At 56.6% G+C, this 20,141-nt stretch carries 21 protein-coding genes and 1 other RNA gene; 17 read left to right on the plus strand and 5 right to left on the minus strand.

What is annotated here, in order from left to right; translation table 11 throughout:
* Positions 1–85 precede the first annotated feature (85 nt).
* Positions 86–1,222 (plus strand): acyl-CoA dehydrogenase family protein, encoded by a 1,137-nt coding sequence (locus tag PSES9_RS0119715; RefSeq protein ID WP_010489852.1) that lies wholly within the window; start codon positions 86–88, stop codon positions 1,220–1,222.
* Between the two features lie 64 nt (positions 1,223–1,286).
* Here the strand turns inward: PSES9_RS0119715 and PSES9_RS0119720 are convergent, their stop codons facing one another.
* The gene (locus PSES9_RS0119720; RefSeq protein ID WP_010489853.1) at positions 1,287–2,324 is read right to left on the minus strand and encodes an NADP(H)-dependent aldo-keto reductase; all 1,038 of its coding nucleotides are present in this window, start codon (positions 2,322–2,324) and stop codon (positions 1,287–1,289) included.
* A 249-nt stretch (positions 2,325–2,573) separates the two neighbouring features.
* On the opposite strand from PSES9_RS0119720, the gene rplM reads away from it, so the two are divergent.
* From rplM to PSES9_RS0119755, 7 genes are all read left to right on the plus strand, one after another.
* Positions 2,574–3,002 carry a 50S ribosomal protein L13 gene (gene rplM, locus PSES9_RS0119725; protein ID WP_010489854.1) on the plus strand — a complete coding sequence of 143 codons (429 nt, stop codon included), beginning with the start codon at positions 2,574–2,576 and terminating at the stop codon, positions 3,000–3,002.
* Positions 3,003–3,016: 14 nt separating this feature from the next.
* A complete protein-coding gene (gene rpsI, locus PSES9_RS0119730) occupies positions 3,017–3,409 on the plus strand; it encodes a 30S ribosomal protein S9 (protein ID WP_010489856.1) in 393 nt (130 codons plus the stop codon).
* Positions 3,410–3,663: 254 nt separating this feature from the next.
* Entirely contained in the window at positions 3,664–4,257 is a 594-nt protein-coding gene (gene petA, locus PSES9_RS0119735) for a ubiquinol-cytochrome c reductase iron-sulfur subunit (protein ID WP_010489858.1), read from the plus strand.
* Positions 4,257–5,468 (plus strand): cytochrome b, encoded by a 1,212-nt coding sequence (locus tag PSES9_RS0119740; RefSeq protein WP_010489859.1) that lies wholly within the window; start codon positions 4,257–4,259, stop codon positions 5,466–5,468. Before petA ends, PSES9_RS0119740 begins: the two co-directional genes overlap by 1 nt.
* Positions 5,468–6,247: a cytochrome c1 gene (locus PSES9_RS0119745; protein WP_010489861.1), complete on the plus strand. Its 780-nt coding sequence runs from the start codon at positions 5,468–5,470 to the stop codon at positions 6,245–6,247. The genes PSES9_RS0119740 and PSES9_RS0119745 overlap by 1 nt, the downstream gene beginning before the upstream one ends.
* A gap of 88 nt (positions 6,248–6,335) precedes the next feature.
* On the plus strand, positions 6,336–6,953 hold the full coding sequence (locus PSES9_RS0119750; RefSeq protein WP_010489863.1) for a glutathione S-transferase N-terminal domain-containing protein: 618 nt from the start codon (positions 6,336–6,338) through the stop codon (positions 6,951–6,953).
* 17 nt (positions 6,954–6,970) lie between these two features.
* On the plus strand, positions 6,971–7,384 hold the full coding sequence (locus PSES9_RS0119755; RefSeq protein WP_010489864.1) for a ClpXP protease specificity-enhancing factor: 414 nt from the start codon (positions 6,971–6,973) through the stop codon (positions 7,382–7,384).
* 60 nt (positions 7,385–7,444) lie between these two features.
* On the opposite strand, the gene PSES9_RS0119760 is transcribed toward PSES9_RS0119755, so the two are convergent.
* From PSES9_RS0119760 to PSES9_RS0119775, 4 genes are all read right to left on the minus strand, one after another.
* Complete coding sequence (locus PSES9_RS0119760; protein ID WP_010489866.1) at positions 7,445–7,978, minus strand: BON domain-containing protein; 534 nt, start codon at positions 7,976–7,978, stop codon at positions 7,445–7,447.
* A complete protein-coding gene (locus PSES9_RS0119765; protein WP_029529668.1) occupies positions 7,975–8,568 on the minus strand; it encodes a phosphoheptose isomerase in 594 nt (197 codons plus the stop codon). Before PSES9_RS0119765 ends, PSES9_RS0119760 begins: the two co-directional genes overlap by 4 nt.
* A gap of 84 nt (positions 8,569–8,652) precedes the next feature.
* The gene (locus PSES9_RS0119770) at positions 8,653–9,027 is read right to left on the minus strand and encodes a YraN family protein (protein ID WP_010489870.1); all 375 of its coding nucleotides are present in this window, start codon (positions 9,025–9,027) and stop codon (positions 8,653–8,655) included.
* Positions 9,020–10,831, minus strand: coding sequence for a penicillin-binding protein activator (locus tag PSES9_RS0119775; RefSeq protein ID WP_010489871.1), 1,812 nt, complete (start codon positions 10,829–10,831; stop codon positions 9,020–9,022). Before PSES9_RS0119775 ends, PSES9_RS0119770 begins: the two co-directional genes overlap by 8 nt.
* Before the next feature lie 235 nt (positions 10,832–11,066).
* Here PSES9_RS0119775 and rsmI point away from each other — a divergent pair, with 235 nt between their 5' ends.
* From rsmI to mraY, 9 genes are all read left to right on the plus strand, one after another.
* The gene (rsmI, locus tag PSES9_RS0119780) at positions 11,067–11,972 is read left to right on the plus strand and encodes a 16S rRNA (cytidine(1402)-2'-O)-methyltransferase (RefSeq protein WP_083840294.1); all 906 of its coding nucleotides are present in this window, start codon (positions 11,067–11,069) and stop codon (positions 11,970–11,972) included.
* Between the two features lie 147 nt (positions 11,973–12,119).
* Positions 12,120–12,477, plus strand: an RNA gene (rnpB, locus tag PSES9_RS24375) — RNase P RNA component class A.
* A gap of 312 nt (positions 12,478–12,789) precedes the next feature.
* Positions 12,790–13,245 (plus strand): division/cell wall cluster transcriptional repressor MraZ, encoded by a 456-nt coding sequence (gene mraZ / locus PSES9_RS0119785; RefSeq protein WP_010489877.1) that lies wholly within the window; start codon positions 12,790–12,792, stop codon positions 13,243–13,245.
* 2 nt (positions 13,246–13,247) lie between these two features.
* Complete coding sequence (gene rsmH / locus PSES9_RS0119790) at positions 13,248–14,189, plus strand: 16S rRNA (cytosine(1402)-N(4))-methyltransferase RsmH (protein WP_085987597.1); 942 nt, start codon at positions 13,248–13,250, stop codon at positions 14,187–14,189.
* On the plus strand, positions 14,186–14,479 hold the full coding sequence (gene ftsL, locus PSES9_RS0119795; RefSeq protein ID WP_010489881.1) for a cell division protein FtsL: 294 nt from the start codon (positions 14,186–14,188) through the stop codon (positions 14,477–14,479). The genes rsmH and ftsL overlap by 4 nt, the downstream gene beginning before the upstream one ends.
* Entirely contained in the window at positions 14,476–16,209 is a 1,734-nt protein-coding gene (locus PSES9_RS0119800) for a penicillin-binding transpeptidase domain-containing protein (protein WP_010489883.1), read from the plus strand. The genes ftsL and PSES9_RS0119800 overlap by 4 nt, the downstream gene beginning before the upstream one ends.
* The gene (locus tag PSES9_RS0119805) at positions 16,209–17,687 is read left to right on the plus strand and encodes a UDP-N-acetylmuramoyl-L-alanyl-D-glutamate--2,6-diaminopimelate ligase (RefSeq protein WP_010489884.1); all 1,479 of its coding nucleotides are present in this window, start codon (positions 16,209–16,211) and stop codon (positions 17,685–17,687) included. The genes PSES9_RS0119800 and PSES9_RS0119805 overlap by 1 nt, the downstream gene beginning before the upstream one ends.
* Positions 17,680–19,059, plus strand: coding sequence for a UDP-N-acetylmuramoyl-tripeptide--D-alanyl-D-alanine ligase (locus PSES9_RS0119810; protein WP_010489887.1), 1,380 nt, complete (start codon positions 17,680–17,682; stop codon positions 19,057–19,059). The genes PSES9_RS0119805 and PSES9_RS0119810 overlap by 8 nt, the downstream gene beginning before the upstream one ends.
* Positions 19,059–20,141 (plus strand): phospho-N-acetylmuramoyl-pentapeptide-transferase, encoded by a 1,083-nt coding sequence (gene mraY, locus PSES9_RS0119815; protein WP_010489889.1) that lies wholly within the window; start codon positions 19,059–19,061, stop codon positions 20,139–20,141. The genes PSES9_RS0119810 and mraY overlap by 1 nt, the downstream gene beginning before the upstream one ends.

Here is a 20,141-nt window from a genome sequence, read left to right on the forward strand (position 1 = left end):
TTTGGCGCTTGTGTCCAGTGTGACTATCCAGGTTACTGCCCTAAAGTCACACCAGGTTTGAAAACTGACGATTCCAGGTGAAGGCATGATTCCAAGAACAATATTCAGCTCTGACCATGAACTTTTTCGCGACAGCGTGCGCAAGTTTCTTGAGCAGCACGCCGTACCTTTCCATGGGCAGTGGGAAAAAGAGGGTCACATCGATAGAGCGCTGTGGAACAAGGCCGGTGAGGCTGGAATGCTCTGCTCGCACATTCCCGAGGAGTATGGCGGCATAGGCGCTGACTTCCTTTACAGCACCGTGGTGATTGAGGAGGTAGGCCGCCTGGGGTTAACCGGGATCGGGTTTTCACTGCATTCGGACATAGTTGCACCCTATATCCTGCATTACGGCTCCCAGGAGCTTAAGCAAAAGTACCTGCCGAAGATGGTCAGTGGCGAGATGGTCACGGCTATCGCCATGACTGAGCCCGGTGCGGGCTCGGATTTGCAGGGTGTGAAAACGACTGCGGTGCTCGATGGAGACGAATACGTTATCAATGGTTCGAAAACCTTTATCACCAACGGCTTTCTGGCAGATTTGGTAATTGTGGTGGCCAAGACCGATCCTACGGCGGGCGCCAAGGGCACCAGCTTGTTCCTGGTTGAGGCCAACACACCTGGTTTTTCCAAGGGCAAGCGCCTGGAAAAAGTCGGGATGAAAGCGCAGGACACTTCCGAGCTGTTCTTCCAGGATGTACGTGTGCCCAGGGAAAACCTTTTGGGGCAGGCGGGTATGGGCTTTGCCTACCTGATGCAGGAGCTGCCGCAGGAGCGCTTGACTGTCGGTATTGGTGCCCTGGCTTCGGCTGAGGCGGCCTTGCAGTGGACGCTCGAGTACACCCGTGAACGCAAGGCATTCGGCAAGGCTGTGGCTGATTTTCAGAATACGCGTTTCAAGTTGGCGGAAATGGCCACCGAAATCCAGATCGGCAAGGTGTTTGTTGATCGCTGTCTGGAACTGCATCTGCAAGGAAAACTCGATGTGCCTACGGCGGCCATGCTCAAGTACTGGGGCACGGACCTGCAGTGCAAGGTGCTTGATGAATGTGTGCAGCTGCATGGCGGTTACGGGTTCATGTGGGAATACCCGGTAGCGCGGGCCTGGGCTGATGCGCGGGTGCAGCGGATTTACGCGGGCACCAATGAAATCATGAAGGAGATTATTGCGCGTTCGCTTTAAGCAGGGTGCGCCAATACACAAAAAATCCCGGCTCGTGCCGGGATTTTTTGTAGACGGCTGGTGCTTAGGGAGCTGGGTTGGGCTGTGTCTTGTGGATAGCGTCAATTGCTGCGAGTACTTCGCTTGTTAGCTTCAGTTCGCTGCTTTTGAGGTTGCTTTCAAGTTGCTCAAGCGTAGTCGCGCCTATGATGTTGCTGGTGACAAATGGTCGGGAGGTTACAAATGCCAGGGCCATTTGCGCGGGGTCCAGGCCGTGCTCCTGGGCCAGGGCGACGTAGCGTGCGCAAGCCGACTCCGATTCAGGGTTGCTGTAGCGCGCGAAGCGACTGAACAGGCTCAGGCGTGCCCCTTCAGGGCGTGCGCCGTTGGCGTATTTGCCTGAAAGCATGCCAAAGGCCAGTGGTGAGTAGGCCAGCAGGCCACATTGTTCGCGAATTGCAATTTCGGCCAAGCCCACTTCAAAGCTACGGTTGAGCAGGTTGTAGGGGTTTTGGATCGATACGCTGCGCGGCCAGCCCCGGCTTTGCGCCAGTTCGAGAAACTTCATGGTGCCCCATGGCGTTTCGTTGGATAGGCCAATGTGGCGAATCTTGCCGGCCTTGACCTGTTCGTCGAGCGCTTCAAGCACCTCCTCGATTGGGGTGAATTCGCTGTCTTGATGCTTGTAGTCAAGCTGGCCGAAGAAGTTGGTCGGGCGTTCGGGCCAGTGCAGTTGATAGAGGTCGATCCAGTCGGTCTTCAGGCGCTTGAGGCTGGCGTCGAGTGCGGCAGTGATATGTGCTCGGTTGTGTTTGAGCCTGCCGTCGCGAATGTAGTCGATGCCGTTGCCTGGGCCGGCGATCTTGCTTGCCAGCACCCAGTCGGCGCGGTCACCGCTCCTGGCGAAGTATTCACCAATGATCTGCTCGGTCTTGGTGTAGGTTTCTGCACGCGGCGGCACGGGGTACATTTCCGCAGTGTCGATAAAGTTGATGCCGTAAGCCTTGGCTCGCTCAATCTGGGCGAAACCTTCCTCGCGAGTGTTCTGTTCGCCCCATGTCATGGTTCCCAGGCATATGGCGCTAACTGAGATATCGGTTTTACCTAGTTTGCGAAAATCCATTACTTCGTCCTCTGGAAAAAGAGTTATACAATCAGGTTGCTAATTTTTTCGCAATCTGCATAATTGCGCAGCTCTTTCTGCAGTGGAAGTGATGCGCCGTCTGCCGAAGAAATCTTGCCGTGTAACGGACGCGCTGACCCGAGCCCCCGATAGCGTCTGTCTCCGGCTGCCTTTGACCTTGTCAAAGTACGCACTATTCAGTAAGATCCGCCGTCTTATTTATCAGGGCGGCCCCTGAGGCTATAAAGAATGAAAACTTTTACTGCTAAACCAGAAACAGTAAAGCGCGACTGGTTTGTCGTCGACGCTGCTGGTCAGACCCTGGGTCGTCTGGCTACCGAAATCGCTACCCGTCTGCGTGGCAAGCATAAGCCTGAATACACTCCGCACGTTGATACTGGCGACTACATCGTCGTAATCAATGCTGAGCAGGTACGTGTTCCCGGTGCAAAGACTACCGATAAAATGTATTACTCTCACTCCGGTTTCCCGGGTGGCATCAAGTCGATCAATTTCGAAAAACTGATCGCCAAGGCGCCAGAGCGCGTGATCGAGACCGCGGTTAAAGGCATGTTGCCGAAGAATCCGCTGGGTCGCGACATGTACCGTAAGCTGAAAGTCTATGCGGGCGCTGCTCACCCTCATACTGCTCAGCAGCCCCAAGAACTGAAGATTTAACGGAATAGTTCATTATGTCGGCGACTCAAAACTACGGCACTGGCCGTCGCAAAACCGCAACCGCACGCGTTTTCCTGCGTCCGGGCAATGGCAGTATCTCTATCAATAACCGCACTCTGGACGTGTTCTTCGGTCGCGAAACTGCCCGCATGGTAGTTCGTCAGCCGCTGGAACTGACCGAGATGACCGAAAAGTTTGATATCTTCGTTACCGTTGTTGGCGGTGGTGTAAGTGGTCAGGCTGGCGCAATCCGCCACGGTATCACTCGTGCGTTGATGGATTATGACGAAACTCTGCGTCCGGCTCTGCGCAAAGCAGGCTACGTGACTCGTGATGCTCGTGAAGTTGAACGTAAGAAGGTTGGTCTGCGTAAAGCGCGTAAGCGTCCGCAGTACTCGAAGCGTTAATTCGCTACCTGCGTTCAAAAGCGCCCAGTTTCCTTTCGGAGCTGGGCGTTTTTTATGGGTGCTAAACTAGTCTGCGACATCGTGACGCATACTTGAATTGCGCGCGTGCTAAGGTATTTAGAGCTTTTGCTGGGGTAATTAACCTTGTCACAAAAGGGGCTTTTCTTTACCATTTGGCGAATTTTTTGCGCGACCAGAATTTTACTTAGTATAGGTCTGAATAACAGGCCACAAAGCTGATGGGAGACGACTGAATGAGCAATGACGGCGTGAATGCAGGCCGGCGTCGCTTCCTCGTAGCGGCCACCTCTGTGGTGGGTGCTGCAGGAGCGGTGGGTGCCGCGGTCCCGTTCGTGGGGTCATGGTTCCCAAGCGCTAAGGCCAAGGCTGCCGGTGCACCTGTGAAGGTGAACGTTAGCAAGGTCGAGCCGGGGCAGCAGATGGTTGCTGAATGGCGGGGGCAGCCGGTATTTATCGTGCGCCGCACTGAGGAAATTCTCAGTAACCTGACCAAACTCAATGACCGTGTAGCGGACCCTGAGTCCAAGGCCTCGGTACAACCTGAATATGTGGACCCGGTAACGCGTTCGATCAAGCCGGAAATACTTATTCTCGTAGGTATTTGCACGCACTTGGGTTGCTCGCCGACTTTCCGTCCAGAAGTTGCTCCGGCAGATTTGGGGCCAGATTGGCTGGGCGGCTATTTCTGTCCTTGCCATGGTTCGCACTACGACTTGGCTGGCCGCGTATTCAAAGCGCAGCCTGCTCCGTTGAATCTGCCAGTGCCGCCATATTCATATGACTCGGATGACATTGTCACCGTTGGCGTGGATCAGGAGAAAGCTTGATGAGCAAATTCATGGAATGGGTTGATGCCCGTTTTCCCGCCACAAAAATGTGGGAAGACCACCTCAGCAAGTACTACGCACCCAAGAACTTCAATTTCTTTTATTTCTTTGGCTCGCTTGCCCTGTTGGTTCTGGTAAACCAGATCCTGACGGGTGTCTGGCTGACCATGAGCTACACGCCGTCGGCTGAAGAGGCGTTTGCTTCGGTCGAATACATCATGCGTGATGTCGACTATGGTTGGATCATCCGTCTGATGCACTCAACCGGTGCTTCGGCATTCTTCGTTGTAGTCTATCTGCACATGTTCCGCGGCCTGCTGTACGGCTCGTACCAGAAGCCTCGTGAGCTGGTCTGGGTCTTCGGCATGCTGATTTACCTGGCGCTGATGGCTGAAGCCTTCATGGGCTACCTGCTGCCTTGGGGCCAGATGTCCTACTGGGGTGCCCAGGTTATTATCTCGCTGTTCGGTGCCATCCCGGTTATCGGCGATGACCTGACTCAGTGGATTCGTGGTGACTACCTGATTTCCGGGATTACCCTGAACCGTTTCTTCGCCTTGCATGTCGTGGCCCTGCCGATTGTTATTCTCGGCCTGGTTGTGCTGCATATCCTGGCGCTGCACGAAGTGGGTTCGAACAACCCGGATGGCGTTGACATCAAGAAAAAGAAAGATGAAAACGGCGTTCCGCTCGATGGCATCCCGTTCCATCCGTACTACACCGTAAAAGATATCGTGGGTGTGGTGGTGTTCCTGTTTGTCTTCTGCGCGATCATCTTCTTCTTCCCTGAGATGGGTGGTTACTTCCTCGAGAAGCCTAACTTCGAAGTTGCAAACGCGTTCAAGACCCCAGAGCACATTGCCCCGGTCTGGTACTTCACGCCGTTCTACGCAATTCTCCGTGCGGTTCCCGATAAGCTCCTGGGCGTAATTGCCATGGGTGCAGCTATTGCCGTGTTGTTTGTGTTGCCTTGGTTGGATCGCAGTCCGGTCAAATCGATGCGTTACAAAGGCTGGCTGAGCAAAATCTGGTTGCTGGTATTCTGCATCTCCTTCGTCATCCTCGGCATTCTGGGTGTGTTGGCGCCGACCCCAACGCGTACGTTGACCTCGCAGATCTGTACTTTCCTGTATTTCGCGTACTTCATCCTGATGCCGTTCTATACCAGGATGGAAAAAACCAAACCGGTTCCGGAAAGGGTGACTGGCTGATGAAAAAACTATTTGCTGCAATGATCGTGGCGTGTCTGCCGGTATTCGCATTCGCGAATACTGCGGGTGTTCACTTGGACAAGGTCGATATCGACCTGACAGACAAAGCTGCTATGCAAGATGGTGCACGCACCTTTGCCAACTATTGCATGGGTTGCCATGGCGCCAAGTTCCAGCGTTATGAGCGTGTTGCCGATGATCTTGGTGTTCCGCACGAAGTCATGCTCGAAAACCTCGTTTTCACTGGCGGTAAGATCGGTGATCACATGCAGAGCAGCATGCGCTCTGAAGACGCCAAGGGATGGTTCGGTGCTGCGCCGCCGGACCTGACTCTGGTTGCGCGTGTGCGTGGTAATGACTGGCTGTACAGCTACTTGCGTAGCTTCTACGAAGATCCATCCCGCCCACTGGGTGCGAACAACACTGTTTTCCATAACGTGGGCATGCCTAACGTTCTGGTTGGGTTGCAGGGTCGTCAATACATGGGCTGCAAGCAGGTCCAGGTGGTTGAGGATGGCAAGAAGCAATACGATCCGCTGACGGGTACACCTATTACCCACAAGGCCTGCGACCAACTGGTTGTCGAGCCTAAGACAGGCTCACTGTCGGAAGAAGAGTTTGATGAGAAGATCAAGAATCTGGTGACCTTCCTCGCTTACTCGGCTAACCCGGTGAAACTGGAAAGCCAGCGTATTGGTACCTACGTTCTGCTGTACCTTGCCTTCTTCTTTGTATTTGCCTACTTGTTGAAGCGTGAGTACTGGAAGGACGTGCATTAATCTGTAATTCTCTGTTGTTGACCTGCGCGCCCTACTGGGCGCGCAGGTTTTTCTGCTTCATATAACTTTATAAGCGAGGAGGACCGCCATGGGCGTGACCAATCGGTTGGCCTGTTACTCCGACCCCGCCGACCACTATTCCCACCGCGTACGTATTGTGCTCGCCGAGAAGGGTGTCAGCGCCGAGATCATTACTGTCGAGCCGGGTCGTTACCCGCCAAAGCTGCTTGAGGTAAATCCTTATGCCAGCTTGCCGACGCTGGTTGATCGTGACTTGGCGTTGTATGAGTCGACTGTGGTGATGGAATACTTGGATGAGCGTTATCCACACCCACCGCTCTTGCCGGTTTATCCGGTGGCTCGTGCAAACAGTCGTTTGTTGATTCACCGTATCCAGCGTGACTGGTGTGCCTTGGTCGACCTGATTCTCGATCCGCGCAGTAAAGAGCCCGCTCGCGTGCAGGCGCGCAAGGAGCTGCGTGAGAGCCTGACTGGCGTATCTCCACTATTTGTCGACATGCCCTACTTCCTCAGTGAAGAGCTGAGCTTGGTAGACTGCTGCTTGTTGCCAATTCTCTGGCGTTTGCCAGTCTTGGGTATCGAGTTGCCAAAACCCGCTAAACCGCTGCTCGACTACATGGAGCGGCAGTTCGCCCGTGAGGCCTTCCAGGCCAGCCTGTCCACGGTTGAACGTGATATGCGTTAACGCGCGAGGAGAGACCTATGAACTCGAGTCGTCCCTACCTGGTTCGTGCTCTGTATGAGTGGATTGTTGATAACGATTGCACGCCACACTTGTTGGTCAACGCCGAGTATCCGGGTGTGCAAGTGCCTGCCGGCTTCGCCAACGACGGGCAGATAGTGCTCAATGTGTCACCCAGTGCTGTGCGTCACTTGCATATGGATAACGAGGCGGTGAGTTTCGAGGGGCGCTTTGGTGGTGTGGCGCATACGCTGTACGTGCCGGGGCCCTCGATACTTGCGGTTTACGCCCGTGAAAACGGCCAGGGCATGGTCTTTGACCTGGAGCCGCCTGCTGTTGATGAAGATGCAGTGCAAGCTCCTGATGATCAGGGCCCGCCCGAGACCGATCCGCCACGTCCAAGTGGTCGGCCAAGCTTGAAGGTCGTGAAGTAGCTACAAGGCAATCGACAAAAAAGGCGATCCGAGGATCGCCTTTTTTGTGCCTGCAAGCTGCTAGTTGATGTACTGGAACAGCTTTATGATCTTCTGCACACCAGACACGCCCTGTACTACCTGCGCGGCGCTCTGGGCCTCCTGGCGCGTTACCAGGCCCAGCATGTAGACGATGCCGTTCTCGGTTATCACCTTGATATTGGTGCTCGGAACATTGCTGTTGGCAAGCATTTCAGCCTTGATTTGCGCGGTAAGCAGTGAATCATTGCTGCGAGCGATCAGTGAGGTCGGCGGCAGGATTTGCAGTTCGTTGTAGACCTTCTTCACGCCTTGAACGCTATTGGCCGCTTTTTCGGCGGTTTGCTTGAGTTCTTCGCGCGGGGTTTGCCCGGCCAGCAGTACGATGCCGTTATAGCTGCTTACCACTATATGCGAGGTCGGGCTGGTCAGGTCCGGGCTTGCCTTCTGCACGGCGCTGCGTACGTCCGGGTCGAGCAGCTTGTCGTCAATCGAGTTGCCGATGCTGCGGTTGCTGCAGCCACTAACCAGCAGGGTTAGTGCGAGTGCTGCAATAGCCAGTGGTGAACGGATCATTCTTCACTCCCAAATAGTAGGCTGTCGATTAGGTCGCACAAGCAGTGAATGGTCAGAAGGTGAACTTCTTGTATGCGTGCGGTGGATTTTGCCGGAACGCGGATTTCCACGTCCTCGGGCAGCAGCAGCGAGGCCATGTTACCGCCGTCACGGCCGGTAAGCGCAACTACGGTCATTTCACGATCGTGTGCGGCCTGGATGGCTTGAATGACGTTGGCTGAGTTGCCGCTGGTGGAAATTGCCAGGAGTACGTCACCAGGTTGGCCCAGTGCGCGTATTTGCTTGGAAAAAATCTCGTTGTAGCTGTAGTCATTGGCAATCGAGGTGATTGTCGAGCTGTCGGTGGTCAGCGCGATGGCCGGCAGGCTTGGACGCTCACGCTCGAAGCGATTGAGCAGTTCCGAGGAGAAATGCTGGGCATCGCCAGCCGAGCCGCCATTACCACATGCGAGAATCTTGCCCTCGTTCAGCAGGGCGTTGACCATCGCCATGCTGCCTTGCTCGATGAGTGGTGCAAGGACTTCCATAGCCTGCTGTTTAGTGTCGATGCTGGCTTGGAATAACTGGTGAATACGGGCTTGCATATCCATCGAAGATGTCACCTTAAGTTTTGCGGGTGCTGAGGTTTAAGCGAGTTGGAGCTGCCTTATTGTGACAATGAATGGCGAGGTCGTTCATGTATCAAACGCATTTTTAATCCAATTCAATTGCAACTTGCCTTTGCTGTCGGGGTTTATGGCGACGACATCAAAGCGGCAGGGGTGTTGGTTCCAGCGTGACTCTTGTTGCAAAAAGGTCATGGCCGCTTGCGTGAGTTTACCGCGCTTGCGCCTATCAACGCTTTCTGTCGCGCCGCCCCAGGCGTTGTGGTGGCGATAGCGAACTTCAACAAATACTACTGTATCGATGTCGAGCATGACCAGATCAAGCTCGCCGCTCCTGCACCTCCAGTTTTTTGCGATGAGGCGCAGGTGGTGTTGCTCGAGATGTTGGCAGGCCATTGCCTCGGCAGCGTTGCCGCTGCTTTGGCTGCTGGTGCGATCAATCAAGCGGGGTGTCTGGCAGGCGCTGGATCTGGCCGCCAGTGAATTGTGCCCAGGGCAGCTGGCGTACAACTCGTTGCTGGGCGTCCAGGCTCAGGCTGCCGGTAAGACCGTCGATGCGCGTGCTTGGCAGTGCCTTCAGCTGATCCAGACGTGGTGCCAGGATAAAGGCGTCAGCGCCCATTGCGTAGAGACGACCAAGGCTGCCGCCTGCTTGAGGCCACTGGTTGATTATAAGTTGGCGAGTTGGGTCGTCGGTGTTGAGCATCCACGGGGTTTCGGAGAACTCAATGCCTTCCATGTCCAGATACTGGGCCTGGTTGTATACGCCGCTATTGAGGGTTGATGTGGCGTAGACCGGCATATCGCCTGCGTACTGGAACACCAGCGTTGGCTTTATTTGTTGTGCCTGCTGCGGCGTGGCGGCGAGGAACATGAAATCGACATCCTGGCGACGCGAAGGCTGTGCGGCGACTTCGGTGCCAAGTTTTTCCTCGATGCTTTTGCTGCGCGCTTCACTTTGGCGCAGTTGCAGTAGCTTGCCGATTTGCTGGGCCAGTTCAACGGGTTGGGCGATGCTCTGGGCTGCAAGCAGTTCGCCGCCCTGGGCCTCCCAGCTCTGGCGGAACGCGGCGAGGACGCGACTGCCCCAGTCGCCGCTCGGCGCTAGCGCGATGGCGCGGCGCATGCCGTCAGACCAGGCGCGGCGTGCTGCTTCGCGTGCTTCATCTTCGGCGGCGAGGCCAAACTGGAACAGCTGAGGAGGCGCTTCCTGTTCGTTCTGGCTGTAGTTAAGGGCCAGGGTAGTGATGGGCAGTTGTTCGCGGCTGCTGAGTTGGGTTACCAATTCTTTTTCCAGCGGGCCAATCACCAGTTGTGTGCCGGCGCTCTGCGCTTGCTGGTAGAAACTGTCCATGGAGCTGATGCGCGAGCTGTCGTAAATCTGTACGTCGGGCAGGGTTTCACCCGCTTGCTGGGCTTGGTAGTACGCCGCCATGAACCCATCACGCAGGGCGCGACCAACACTGGAAAGCTTGCCTTCCTGCGGCAAGAGCAGGGCAATTTGGCCAATCGGTTCGCTCGACAGTTGCTTCAGGTCTTGCAGGGGCTTGGGTAATTGCACCGCTGCCGGGTGGGCTGGGTGCGTTGCAACCCAGTTATCAATGGCAGCTTGCTGCTGTTCGAGGGTTGCTGCGCTCTTTGATGCGCTGGCAAGTGCCAGCCAGCCTGTAAGGTCGGCATCGCCGGTGGTTTGCAGCTGATTGGCGGGCAGGCGTGAAACCAGAGCCCAGATGGCTTCGTGGTTGCTCGCGGCCGTCGCATCGCTGAGCAAGGGCGCAATGTAGATGCGTTCGCGGGCTGCGGCGAGCAGTTGGCCGTCTTGCTCCAATGCCTTGGCGCGGGTCAACTGGCTGCGGATCTGTTGCTCGACCGGTAGCTCGCCGAGACGCTCGAAGCTTGGGTGGCTAAGCGCTTGAAGGGCGGCCTTGGGGTTTTTCCGTGCCAATGCTAGCTCGGCAGCAAGGGTGCTGGCGAATACCTGTTGGGCAGGCTTGAGTGTTTCAAGCTGGACTTGTTCGAGAATGCTGCTGGAGCGGCCAATATCCTTTTGTTTGTAGGCCTGGTCTGCAGCGGACAGGCGCAATAAGTTGGCTTCCTCGGTCTGCGCATCTCCAGCCTGCTGGAGCAATTGCTCAATGCTGGCTTGAGGTGTGCGCGGTAGTTCACCGACAGAGTTTGATGAGCTGGCACAGGCGGCAAGCAAGCCGACAAGGCAAAGGAGGAGAAGCGGGCGCAGGCGGGCGATCATGTAAGCGTTCCTGATACTTGATCAAATGAGGGGTGAATTGTACCCAAGCTATGCCGAAGGTGCGATGTCGGCGGCGCTAAGGAACCTCTTAAAAACGACTGCGCCAGGTATTGCTGCGTGGGAAAAGTGCTCAAAATGCTCATTTAGGCTAGCTAAACTGCGCTTTTTCGCACCTTTTCGCCTTGTGCTACCGGCACTCGCTACTTTTTTCAGAAGATTCCCTAAACGGGCTACAATGCGCGTTTTAGTGATAAATGAGGCGTGTGCAGTGACTTCTACAGATGCGTTGAGTTCAGCTTTGGGCACGCTTTATGTGGTTGCCACGCCCATTGGCAACCTCGATGACATGAGTGCCCGTGCCTTGAAGGTGCTGGCTGATGTGGCCCTTATTGCTGCAGAGGATACCCGGCATTCGGCGCGCCTGATGCAGCACTTTGGTCTATCTACGCCTCTGGTTGCCTGCCATGAGCACAATGAGCGTGATCATGGTGGCAAGTTTTTGCAGCGCTTGCAGGCGGGTGAAGATGTTGCGTTGATTTCCGATGCGGGTACGCCGTTGATTTCCGATCCCGGTTATCACCTGGTGCGCCAGGCGCGGGCCGCGGGTGTCGCCGTGGTGCCTGTGCCCGGTGCCTGTGCATTGATCGCCGCACTGTCGGCTGCAGGCTTGCCGTCGGATCGTTTTATCTTCGAGGGCTTCTTGCCGGCTAAGTCGGTGGGGCGTCGCTCGCGACTGGAACAGGTCAAGGAAGAGCCGCGCACGCTGATCTTTTATGAGGCGCCGCATCGTATTGCCGAGTGCCTTGAGGATATGCGTTCGATCTTTGGTGATGAGCGCCCGGCATTGCTGGCGCGTGAACTGACCAAGACCTTCGAAACCCTCAAGGGCCTGCCGCTGGGTGAGTTGAGTGCATGGGTGGCGGCTGACAGTAACCAGCAGCGCGGTGAATGTGTCGTGCTGGTCGCGGGCTGGCAAGCCCCGGAAGGAGATGCCGCAGTCAGTGCCGAGGCGCTGCGTGTGCTCGATTTGCTGTTAAAGGAGATGCCGTTGAAGCGTGCAGCGGCTTTGGCGGCGGAAATCACGGGTGTGCGCAAAAACTTGCTCTATCAGTTGGCGCTGGAGCGTCAGTCGACGAAGTAACTGCTGAAGCCCACTGGTTTCGTGCTATGTGTGCGTTTTTTGTGGCGTGGCTTGCCTGTGGGGCAGGTGGTTGATATCGGGTTTTTCCCGCGCCAATGCTCGGTTGCGCTTGTTCTAATGTCCAAGTGCAATTACCCTAGTCGGCGGAGAGTCGATCGGACAGTCGCTGCCGTGCTTTGTTTACAAGGTGCGGGGGAGGAAAGTCCGGGCTCCATAGGGCGGAGTGCCAGGTAATGCCTGGGAGGCGTGAGCCTACGGAAAGTGCCACAGAAAATAACCGCCTAAGCGCTTCGGCGCCGGTAAGGGTGAAAAGGTGCGGTAAGAGCGCACCGCACGGCTGGTAACAGTCCGTGGCTAGGCAAACCCCACTCGGAGCAAGACCAAATAGGGTTTCATTGGCGTGGCCCGCGCTGAAACCGGGTAGGTTGCTAAAGGCGTGCAGTGATGTACGTCGTAGAGGAATGACTGTCCTCGACAGAACCCGGCTTACAGATCGACTCTCCACCTTTCTACTTGGTAGTACGCTTGGTGTCCTTCCTTGCGATTCTAATACCTAAATAATCTTACTCTTAACAAACTACTTTAAGTTTGAAGCGCAGTTGCGTGTGTATGCTGGCATTTAATCTTTGAATGTCGACTTGAGCTGTTCTCCCACCTTCGTAAAATTCGCTAAATCTCCGTTCTATAAGGGTTTTTCCCTGTTTAAGCACCTTGACGGTGGGGTATGCGCGTTCCTATAGTGTGCGCAGGTGGTAAGAAGTGGCGAAAAGTGGGTTTTTTGGGCATGGATAGCTAAATAACAAGGGGAAACGCAATCGTGTTTCGTGGAGCCAACACCATAAGTCTCGACGCAAAAGGTCGACTCGCGATGCCCAGCCGGTATCGCGACGAGCTCGTGTCGCGCTGTGCTGGCCAACTGATCATCACGATTGATGCGATTGACCCTTGCTTATGTGTGTATCCCCTGACCGAGTGGGAGCTTATCGAAGCCAAGCTCCGTGAATTGGCCTCCTTTCGTGAAGAAAACCGTCGTTTGCAACGCTTGTTGATCGGTAATGCGGTTGACCTTGAGCTCGATGCCAGCGGTCGCTTCCTGGTGCCGCCACGCTTGCGCGAATACGCCAAGCTGGACAAGCGCGCCATGCTGGTCGGCCAACTCAATAAATTTCAATTGTGGGACGAAGATTCCTGGAATGCAGTGGCAGATGCCGATTTGGCAGCTATCAAGCAACCGGGTGCTTTGTCTGACGATCTACGTGACTTGATCCTGTGACTATGAATAGCGATTTTCGCCATATAACCGTGCTGCTCGACGAGGCTGTCGAAGGGCTGGCTGTGCGCGCGGGTGGTCGCTATATAGATGGCACCTTCGGCAGGGGTGGGCATAGCCGGCTTATCCTTGACTCGCTCGGCCCTGACGGCCAATTGCTAGGGTTCGACAAAGATCCCCTGGCAATAGCCACAGGGAAAGCGCTAGCGGCCGAAGACGGCCGCTTTGTCGTTGTACAGAGAAGTTTTGCGGAACTTTCTGCCGAGGCGGCTGTCCGCGGGCTTTCGGGTAAGGTCAGCGGCATTCTCCTTGACCTCGGTGTTTCCTCGCCCCAGTTGGACGATGCCACTCGTGGCTTCAGCTTCCTCAATGATGGCCCGCTGGATATGCGCATGGATCCATCGCGTGGCGTCAGTGCGGCGCAGTGGATTGCCAGTGCCAGCGAAGAAGAGATTGCCCGCGTTTTCAAAGAGTACGGCGAAGAGCGGTTCGCCAAGCGGATGGCGCGTGCCGTGGTCGCGCGTCGCGCGGAGCAACCTTTCGAGCGCACGGCCGATTTGGCGCAAGTGCTGACCGTTGCCAACCCTGCGTGGGAGAAAGGTAAAAACCCAGCTACCCGTGCATTCCAGGGCTTGCGTATTTATATCAATAACGAACTGGGTGATCTGGAAGCCGGGCTTGACGCTGCCATGGAGACCCTGGAAGTTGGTGGGCGCTTGGTGGTCATCAGCTTCCATTCGCTGGAAGACCGGATTGTTAAGCAGTTCATGCGTAAGCACGCCAAGGGCGAGCAGGACAAGCTGCCGCGTGATCTGCCGATTATTCCAAAAGCCTTCGAGCCACGCCTGAAGCTGATCGGTAAACCGGTTTTTGCATCTGAAGCCGAACTCAAGGCCAATCCGCGCTCACGCAGCGCGGTCATGCGCATCGCGGAGAAGTTGCGATGAACCTGCGCATGGCGAAATCCTTTCCGCGCGGCAGCGTGCTGATGCTGGTGCTGTTTATTGCAGTGCTGGGTTCATCGCTGGCTGTCTCCTATTGCGCGCATTGGAATCGCCAACTGCTCAATGAGCTTTACGCTGAGCTGAGTGTGCGCGACAAGGCCCAGGCCGAGTGGGGGCGTTTGATCCTTGAGCAAAGTACCTGGACTGCACACAACCGTATCGAGACCCTGGCCAGCGAACAGCTGAATATGCGCATCCCGGACGCCGCAGAAGTGCGCATGGTGAAGCCATGATCAAGCTCGAAGGCGCGCTTTATCCATGGCGTTTCCGTCTTGTGCTGCTGCTTTTGGCCGTTATGGTCGGTGCAATCGTTTGGCGAATCATTGACCTGCAGATTTTTGACCACGACTTCCTGCAGGCGCACGGTGATGCGCGCAGCGTTCGCCATATCCCAATTCCTGCCCATCGTGGCCTGATGACTGATCGCAATGGCGAGCCGCTGGCGGTGAGCACGCCGGTGACCACCCTTTGGGCCAATGGCAAGGAGTTGCAAGCCGCCAAGGCTATGTGGCCGACCCTGGCTGAAGCCCTGGGGCAAAAGCCGGATGATTTCGCCAGGCGCCTGCAAGCTAACGCCAATCGCGAGTTTATGTACTTGGTGCGTGGCCTGACGCCGGAGCAAGGTCAAAAAATCCTCGACCTCAAGGTGCCTGGGGTTTATTCGATCGAAGAATTCCGTCGTTTCTATCCTGCCGGCGAAGTGGCTGCCCACGTAGTTGGTTTCACCGACGTCGACGATCGCGGGCGTGAAGGCATGGAGCTGGCGTTCGATGAATGGCTGGCGGGTGTGCCAGGCAAGCGTCAGGTGCTGAAGGATAGGCGCGGCCGCTTGATCAAGGATGTGCAGGTCACCCAGAACGCCAAGGCCGGCAAGGCATTGGCGTTGTCCATTGATCTGCGCCTGCAATACCTGGCACACCGCGAACTGCGCAATGCACTGGTTGAGTTCGGTGCCAAGGCAGGCAGCCTGGTGATGGTTGATGTCAAGACCGGGGAAATCCTGGCCATGGTCAACCAGCCTACCTATAACCCCAATAACCGTCGCACCATTCATCCGGCAGCCATGCGCAACCGGGCAATGACCGATGTATTCGAACCGGGCTCGACAGTTAAGCCGTTCTCGATCAGCGCTGCCTTGGAAACAGGGCGCTGGAAGCCAACCGACACGGTAAACGTAGCGCCAGGCTGGTTGCGTATCGGCAAGTACACCATTCGCGATGTATCACGTAACAGCGGTGTGCTCGACCTGACCGGCATCCTGATCAAGTCGAGCAACGTCGGGGTCAGCAAGGTAGCCTTCGACATCGGTGCTGAAGCCATCTACAGCGTCATGCAGCAAGTGGGTTTTGGCCAGGATACGGGCCTGAGCTTCCCGGGCGAGCGAGTCGGTAACCTGCCAAACCATCGCAAGTGGGGACAAGCCGAGACAGCCACCCTGGCTTATGGCTATGGCCTGTCTGTCACCGCTGTACAGCTTGCCCATGCCTATTCGGTGCTGGCAAACACCGGCCGCTCGGTGCCCTTGTCGCTGATCCGCGTCGACAAAACACCCGATAGCGTCCAGGTTATTCCAGAAGACATCGCCAAGACCGTGCAGGGCATGTTGCAGCAAGTGATTGAAGCGCCGGGCGGTGTTTATCGCGCCAAGGTGCCCGGCTATCACGTAGCTGGCAAAAGCGGCACGGCGCGTAAGACCACCGCAGGTACCAAGGGCTATACGCCGCACTCCTACCGCTCGCTGTTCGCCGGCTTTGCTCCTTCGCATAACCCGCGCATTGCCTTGGCCGTGGTGATTGATGAGCCAACCAAGGACGGCTACTACGGCGGTCTGGTTTCGGCGCCGGTGTACAGCCGTGTGATGGCTGGTGGCCTGCGCTTGATGAACGTGACACCTGACAATTTGCCATCTGAAGAAGATGTGAAAACAGTTGATGCAACATCGAATAAAGGAGGGCGCGGCTGATGCCAATGCCTCTTAATCAGCTGTTACCTAAAGCGAGCAGCTGTGTTTTGATTCGCGAGCTGACACTCGACAGCCGCAAGGTGCGTCCGGGCGATCTGTTTTTGGCAGTGCCGGGCCTGAGCCAGGACGGTCGCGAGCACATCGCCGATGCGCTTGAGCGTGGTGCTGCTGCCGTTGCATATGAAGCGGGCGGCGCCTTTGACATGAGTGTCGACAAGGCCGAACTGGTTGCAATCAAGGACTTGGCCGGTCAACTGTCGGCGATCGCCGGGCGCTTTTATGGCGAACCAAGCCGCGGCCTGCATATGGTCGGCATCACTGGCACCAACGGCAAAACCAGTGTCAGCCAGTTGCTGGCCCAGGCGTTGGACAAGCTCCGCGAGCCTTGTGGGATTGTCGGCACCCTGGGCAATGGTTTTTATAACGGCCTGGCCCAGGGGCTGCACACCACGCCTGATCCCATTGGCGTACAGGCGGTGCTGGCTGACCTGAAAAAATCCGGCGCCCGCGCGCTGGCGATGGAGGTCTCGTCGCATGGTCTGGACCAAGGCCGGGTTGCTGCACTTGATTTCAACGTTGCGGTCTTTACCAACCTGTCCCGTGATCATCTCGATTACCACGGCACCATGGAAAACTATGCCGCGGCCAAGGCCAAGCTCTTTGCATGGCCAAACCTGCGTTGCCGGGTGATTAACCTTGATGATGCATTCGGCAGGCAGTTGGCCGTGCAGGATCATGAGTCGCGCCTGATCAGCTATAGCCTGGATAACGCCGAGGCCTACCTGCATTGCCGTGACGTGCAGTTTGACGATCATGGCGTGCGCGCGACACTGGTTACGCCCCGTGGCGAAGGCAACCTGCGCAGCGCGTTGCTCGGTCGCTTCAACCTGAGCAACCTGCTAGCCGTGGTAGGTGTCTTGCTTGGGCTGGATTATGCCTTGGATGAGATTCTCAAGGTGTTGCCAGGCCTGCAGGGGCCTATTGGTCGCATGCAGCGTCTCGGCGGAGTCGAAGTTGCTGGCGTCAAGCAGCCACTGGTTGTAGTCGATTATGCCCACACGCCGGATGCCCTGGAAAAAGTCCTTGAAGCATTGCGTCCGCACGTCAAGGGCAAGCTGCTCTGCGTGTTTGGCTGCGGCGGTGATCGTGATCGCGGCAAGCGTCCACTAATGGCTGCCGTTGTCGAGCGCTTGGCGGATCAAGTCATAGTCACCGATGACAATCCGCGTAGCGAGAAACCTGAGCAAATCTTCGCCGATATTCGTGACGGTTTGGTGAATGCCGATAACGCACAGTTTATTGCCGGGCGCGGCGTTGCCATCGCCCAGGCGATAGGCGCTGCCAGTGCTGACGACGTGATAGTGCTCGCCGGTAAGGGCCACGAGGATTACCAGGAAATCAACGGTGTGCGTCAACCATTCTCCGACTTGCAGGAAGCGGCCAAGGCTTTGTCCGCATGGGAGGTGGCTCATGCTTAAGGCCCTGCGACTAAGTGAAATTGCCGATGCCTTGAATGCACGCCTGATCGGCGAAGACTGCGCATTTGCTGCCGTGAGTACCGATAGCCGCTCGATCAAGCCCGGGCAGCTGTTTATCGCCCTGAGCGGGCCGAATTTCGATGGCCATGACTATCTGGCCCAAGTGAGTGAAAAGGGCGCCGTTGCCGCGCTGGTCGAGCGTGAAGTGGCAAATGCGCCGCTGTCACAGTTGCTCGTTGCCGATACGCGCCGCGCCCTGGGCCAGTTAGGCGCACTTAATCGCCAGGCGTTTGGCGGTCCATTGGTGGCGGTGACCGGCTCCAGCGGTAAAACCACTGTCAAGGAAATGCTCGCCAGCATCCTGCGTGAAGCCTTTGTCGAGCATGGCTCTGCGGTATTGGCCACGCGCGGTAACCTGAACAATGAGTTGGGCGCGCCGCTAACCCTGCTAGAACTGGGACCCGAGCACAAGGCCGCAGTGATCGAGCTGGGTGCGTCCGGGGTCGGCGAGATTGCCTATACAGTGTCCCTGGCCCAGCCGCAGGTTGCGATTATTACCAATGCAGGCACTGCGCATGTGGGCGAGTTTGGCGGGCCTGAAAAAATTGTCGAGGCCAAGGGCGAAATTCTGCAAGGTCTCGGTGATGACGGCGTGGCGGTGCTCAATCGAGATGACAAAGCCTTCGATACATGGGCTGAAAAGGTCAAAGGCAAGCAGTTGCTGAGTTTTTCGATGGGCAACAGCGCGGCTGACTTCTTCGCCAGCGAGATCGGTCGCGACAGCCGTGGTTGCCCGAACTTCCACCTGCACAGCGAGCAAGGACAAGCACGTATCCAGCTCAATGTGCTGGGTGAGCATAATGTCGGCACCGCCTTGGCTGCAGCTGCTGCGGCAAGCGCATTGTCAGTACCGCTGGTCGATATCAAGACCGGTCTTGAGGCGCTGCTTCCGGTCAAGGGCCGTGCGGTCGCACAGTTGACCGCCAATGGCATGCGCGTCATCGATGACAGCTACAACGCCAACCCGGCTTCAATTTGCGCGGCGATTGACATCCTCAAGGGGTTTTCAGGGCGCAAGGTGCTGGTCCTGGGCGACATGGGCGAGCTTGGCACTTGGGCCGAGCAGAGCCATCGCGATGTAGGCAAATATGCCAAGGGCAAGGTTGATGCGCTGTTCGCCGTCGGCCCGCTCATGGCGTATGCCGTAGAAGAGTTTGCCAGCAATGGCCGGCACTTTGCCGATCAAGCCAGCCTGATCGAAGCCTTAAAGGCCGAAAGCAACGACACCACAATTCTAATTAAAGGCTCACGCAGCGCCGCGATGGAAAACATCGTGGCGGCGCTTTGTGGCATATCCGGGGAGAAACACTAATGCTGCTGCTGCTGGCTGAGTACCTGCAACAGTTCCACACTGGTTTCGCGGTGTTCCAATACCTGACACTGCGCGGGATTCTTGGTGTGCTCACGGCGCTGGCGTTGTCGCTGTGCCTGGGGCCGTGGATGATCCGCACCCTGCAAATCCGCCAGATTGGCCAGTCGGTGCGCAATGATGGCCCGCAGTCGCACCTGTCGAAGAAAGGCACGCCAACCATGGGTGGCGCGCTGATTCTCTCTGCGATTGCCGTCAGCACCTTGCTTTGGGCCGATCTGAGCAATCGCTATGTGTGGGTGGTGTTGGCCGTGACCCTGCTGTTCGGCGCCATTGGTTGGGTCGATGACTATCGCAAGGTGATCGAGAAAAACTCCCGTGGCTTGCTTAGCCGCTGGAAGTATTTCTGGCAGTCCGTGTTTGGCCTCGGCGCGGCGCTGTTTCTGTTTGTCACTGCGCAAACGCCAGTTGAAACCACGCTGATTCTGCCGTTGCTCAAGGATGTGAGCATTCCGCTGGGTGCTGGTTTCGTGATCCTGACCTATCTGGTTATCGTCGGCTCAAGCAACGCGGTCAACCTGACCGATGGTCTCGATGGCCTGGCCATTTTGCCAACCGTCATGGTCGGCGGTGCCCTTGGCATCTTTTGCTACCTGTCGGGCAACATCAAGTTTGCCGATTACCTGTTGATTCCCTATGTACCAGGCGCTGGCGAGCTGATCGTATTCTGTGCCGCATTGGTCGGTGCAGGCCTGGGCTTTCTCTGGTTCAACACCTATCCGGCCCAGGTGTTCATGGGCGATGTTGGCGCGCTGGCGCTGGGTGCAGCGCTGGGCACCATTGCGGTGATCGTGCGCCAGGAAGTGGTGCTGTTCATCATGGGCGGTGTGTTCGTGATGGAAACCCTGTCGGTGATTATCCAGGTCGCATCCTTCAAGTTGACCGGCAAGCGGGTGTTCCGCATGGCGCCGATCCATCACCATTTTGAACTCAAGGGCTGGCCTGAACCACGGGTCATCGTTCGTTTCTGGATCATCACCGTGATTCTGGTGTTGATCGGCCTTGCCACCCTCAAACTGCGCTGA

This window comes from Pseudomonas sp. S9, from assembly GCF_000222125.1.
Taxonomy (GTDB): domain Bacteria; phylum Pseudomonadota; class Gammaproteobacteria; order Pseudomonadales; family Pseudomonadaceae; genus Aquipseudomonas; species Aquipseudomonas segetis.

What these genes read in the sequence shown, in the direction of transcription:
- PSES9_RS0119715 (WP_010489852.1), top strand. Translation starts at nt 86, where the DNA reads ATGATTCCAAGAACAATATTCAGCTCTGACCATGAACTTTTTCGCGAC.
- PSES9_RS0119720 (WP_010489853.1), bottom strand. Translation starts at nt 2,324, where the DNA reads ATGGATTTTCGCAAACTAGGTAAAACCGATATCTCAGTTAGCGCCATA.
- rplM (WP_010489854.1), top strand. Translation starts at nt 2,574, where the DNA reads ATGAAAACTTTTACTGCTAAACCAGAAACAGTAAAGCGCGACTGGTTT.
- rpsI (WP_010489856.1), top strand. Translation starts at nt 3,017, where the DNA reads ATGTCGGCGACTCAAAACTACGGCACTGGCCGTCGCAAAACCGCAACC.
- petA (WP_010489858.1), top strand. Translation starts at nt 3,664, where the DNA reads ATGAGCAATGACGGCGTGAATGCAGGCCGGCGTCGCTTCCTCGTAGCG.
- PSES9_RS0119740 (WP_010489859.1), top strand. Translation starts at nt 4,257, where the DNA reads ATGAGCAAATTCATGGAATGGGTTGATGCCCGTTTTCCCGCCACAAAA.
- PSES9_RS0119745 (WP_010489861.1), top strand. Translation starts at nt 5,468, where the DNA reads ATGAAAAAACTATTTGCTGCAATGATCGTGGCGTGTCTGCCGGTATTC.
- PSES9_RS0119750 (WP_010489863.1), top strand. Translation starts at nt 6,336, where the DNA reads ATGGGCGTGACCAATCGGTTGGCCTGTTACTCCGACCCCGCCGACCAC.
- PSES9_RS0119755 (WP_010489864.1), top strand. Translation starts at nt 6,971, where the DNA reads ATGAACTCGAGTCGTCCCTACCTGGTTCGTGCTCTGTATGAGTGGATT.
- PSES9_RS0119760 (WP_010489866.1), bottom strand. Translation starts at nt 7,978, where the DNA reads ATGATCCGTTCACCACTGGCTATTGCAGCACTCGCACTAACCCTGCTG.
- PSES9_RS0119765 (WP_029529668.1), bottom strand. Translation starts at nt 8,568, where the DNA reads ATGGATATGCAAGCCCGTATTCACCAGTTATTCCAAGCCAGCATCGAC.
- PSES9_RS0119775 (WP_010489871.1), bottom strand. Translation starts at nt 10,831, where the DNA reads ATGATCGCCCGCCTGCGCCCGCTTCTCCTCCTTTGCCTTGTCGGCTTG.
- rsmI (WP_083840294.1), top strand. Translation starts at nt 11,067, where the DNA reads ATGCGCGTTTTAGTGATAAATGAGGCGTGTGCAGTGACTTCTACAGAT.
- rsmH (WP_085987597.1), top strand. Translation starts at nt 13,248, where the DNA reads ATGAATAGCGATTTTCGCCATATAACCGTGCTGCTCGACGAGGCTGTC.
- ftsL (WP_010489881.1), top strand. Translation starts at nt 14,186, where the DNA reads ATGAACCTGCGCATGGCGAAATCCTTTCCGCGCGGCAGCGTGCTGATG.
- PSES9_RS0119800 (WP_010489883.1), top strand. Translation starts at nt 14,476, where the DNA reads ATGATCAAGCTCGAAGGCGCGCTTTATCCATGGCGTTTCCGTCTTGTG.
- PSES9_RS0119805 (WP_010489884.1), top strand. Translation starts at nt 16,209, where the DNA reads ATGCCAATGCCTCTTAATCAGCTGTTACCTAAAGCGAGCAGCTGTGTT.
- PSES9_RS0119810 (WP_010489887.1), top strand. Translation starts at nt 17,680, where the DNA reads ATGCTTAAGGCCCTGCGACTAAGTGAAATTGCCGATGCCTTGAATGCA.
- mraY (WP_010489889.1), top strand. Translation starts at nt 19,059, where the DNA reads ATGCTGCTGCTGCTGGCTGAGTACCTGCAACAGTTCCACACTGGTTTC.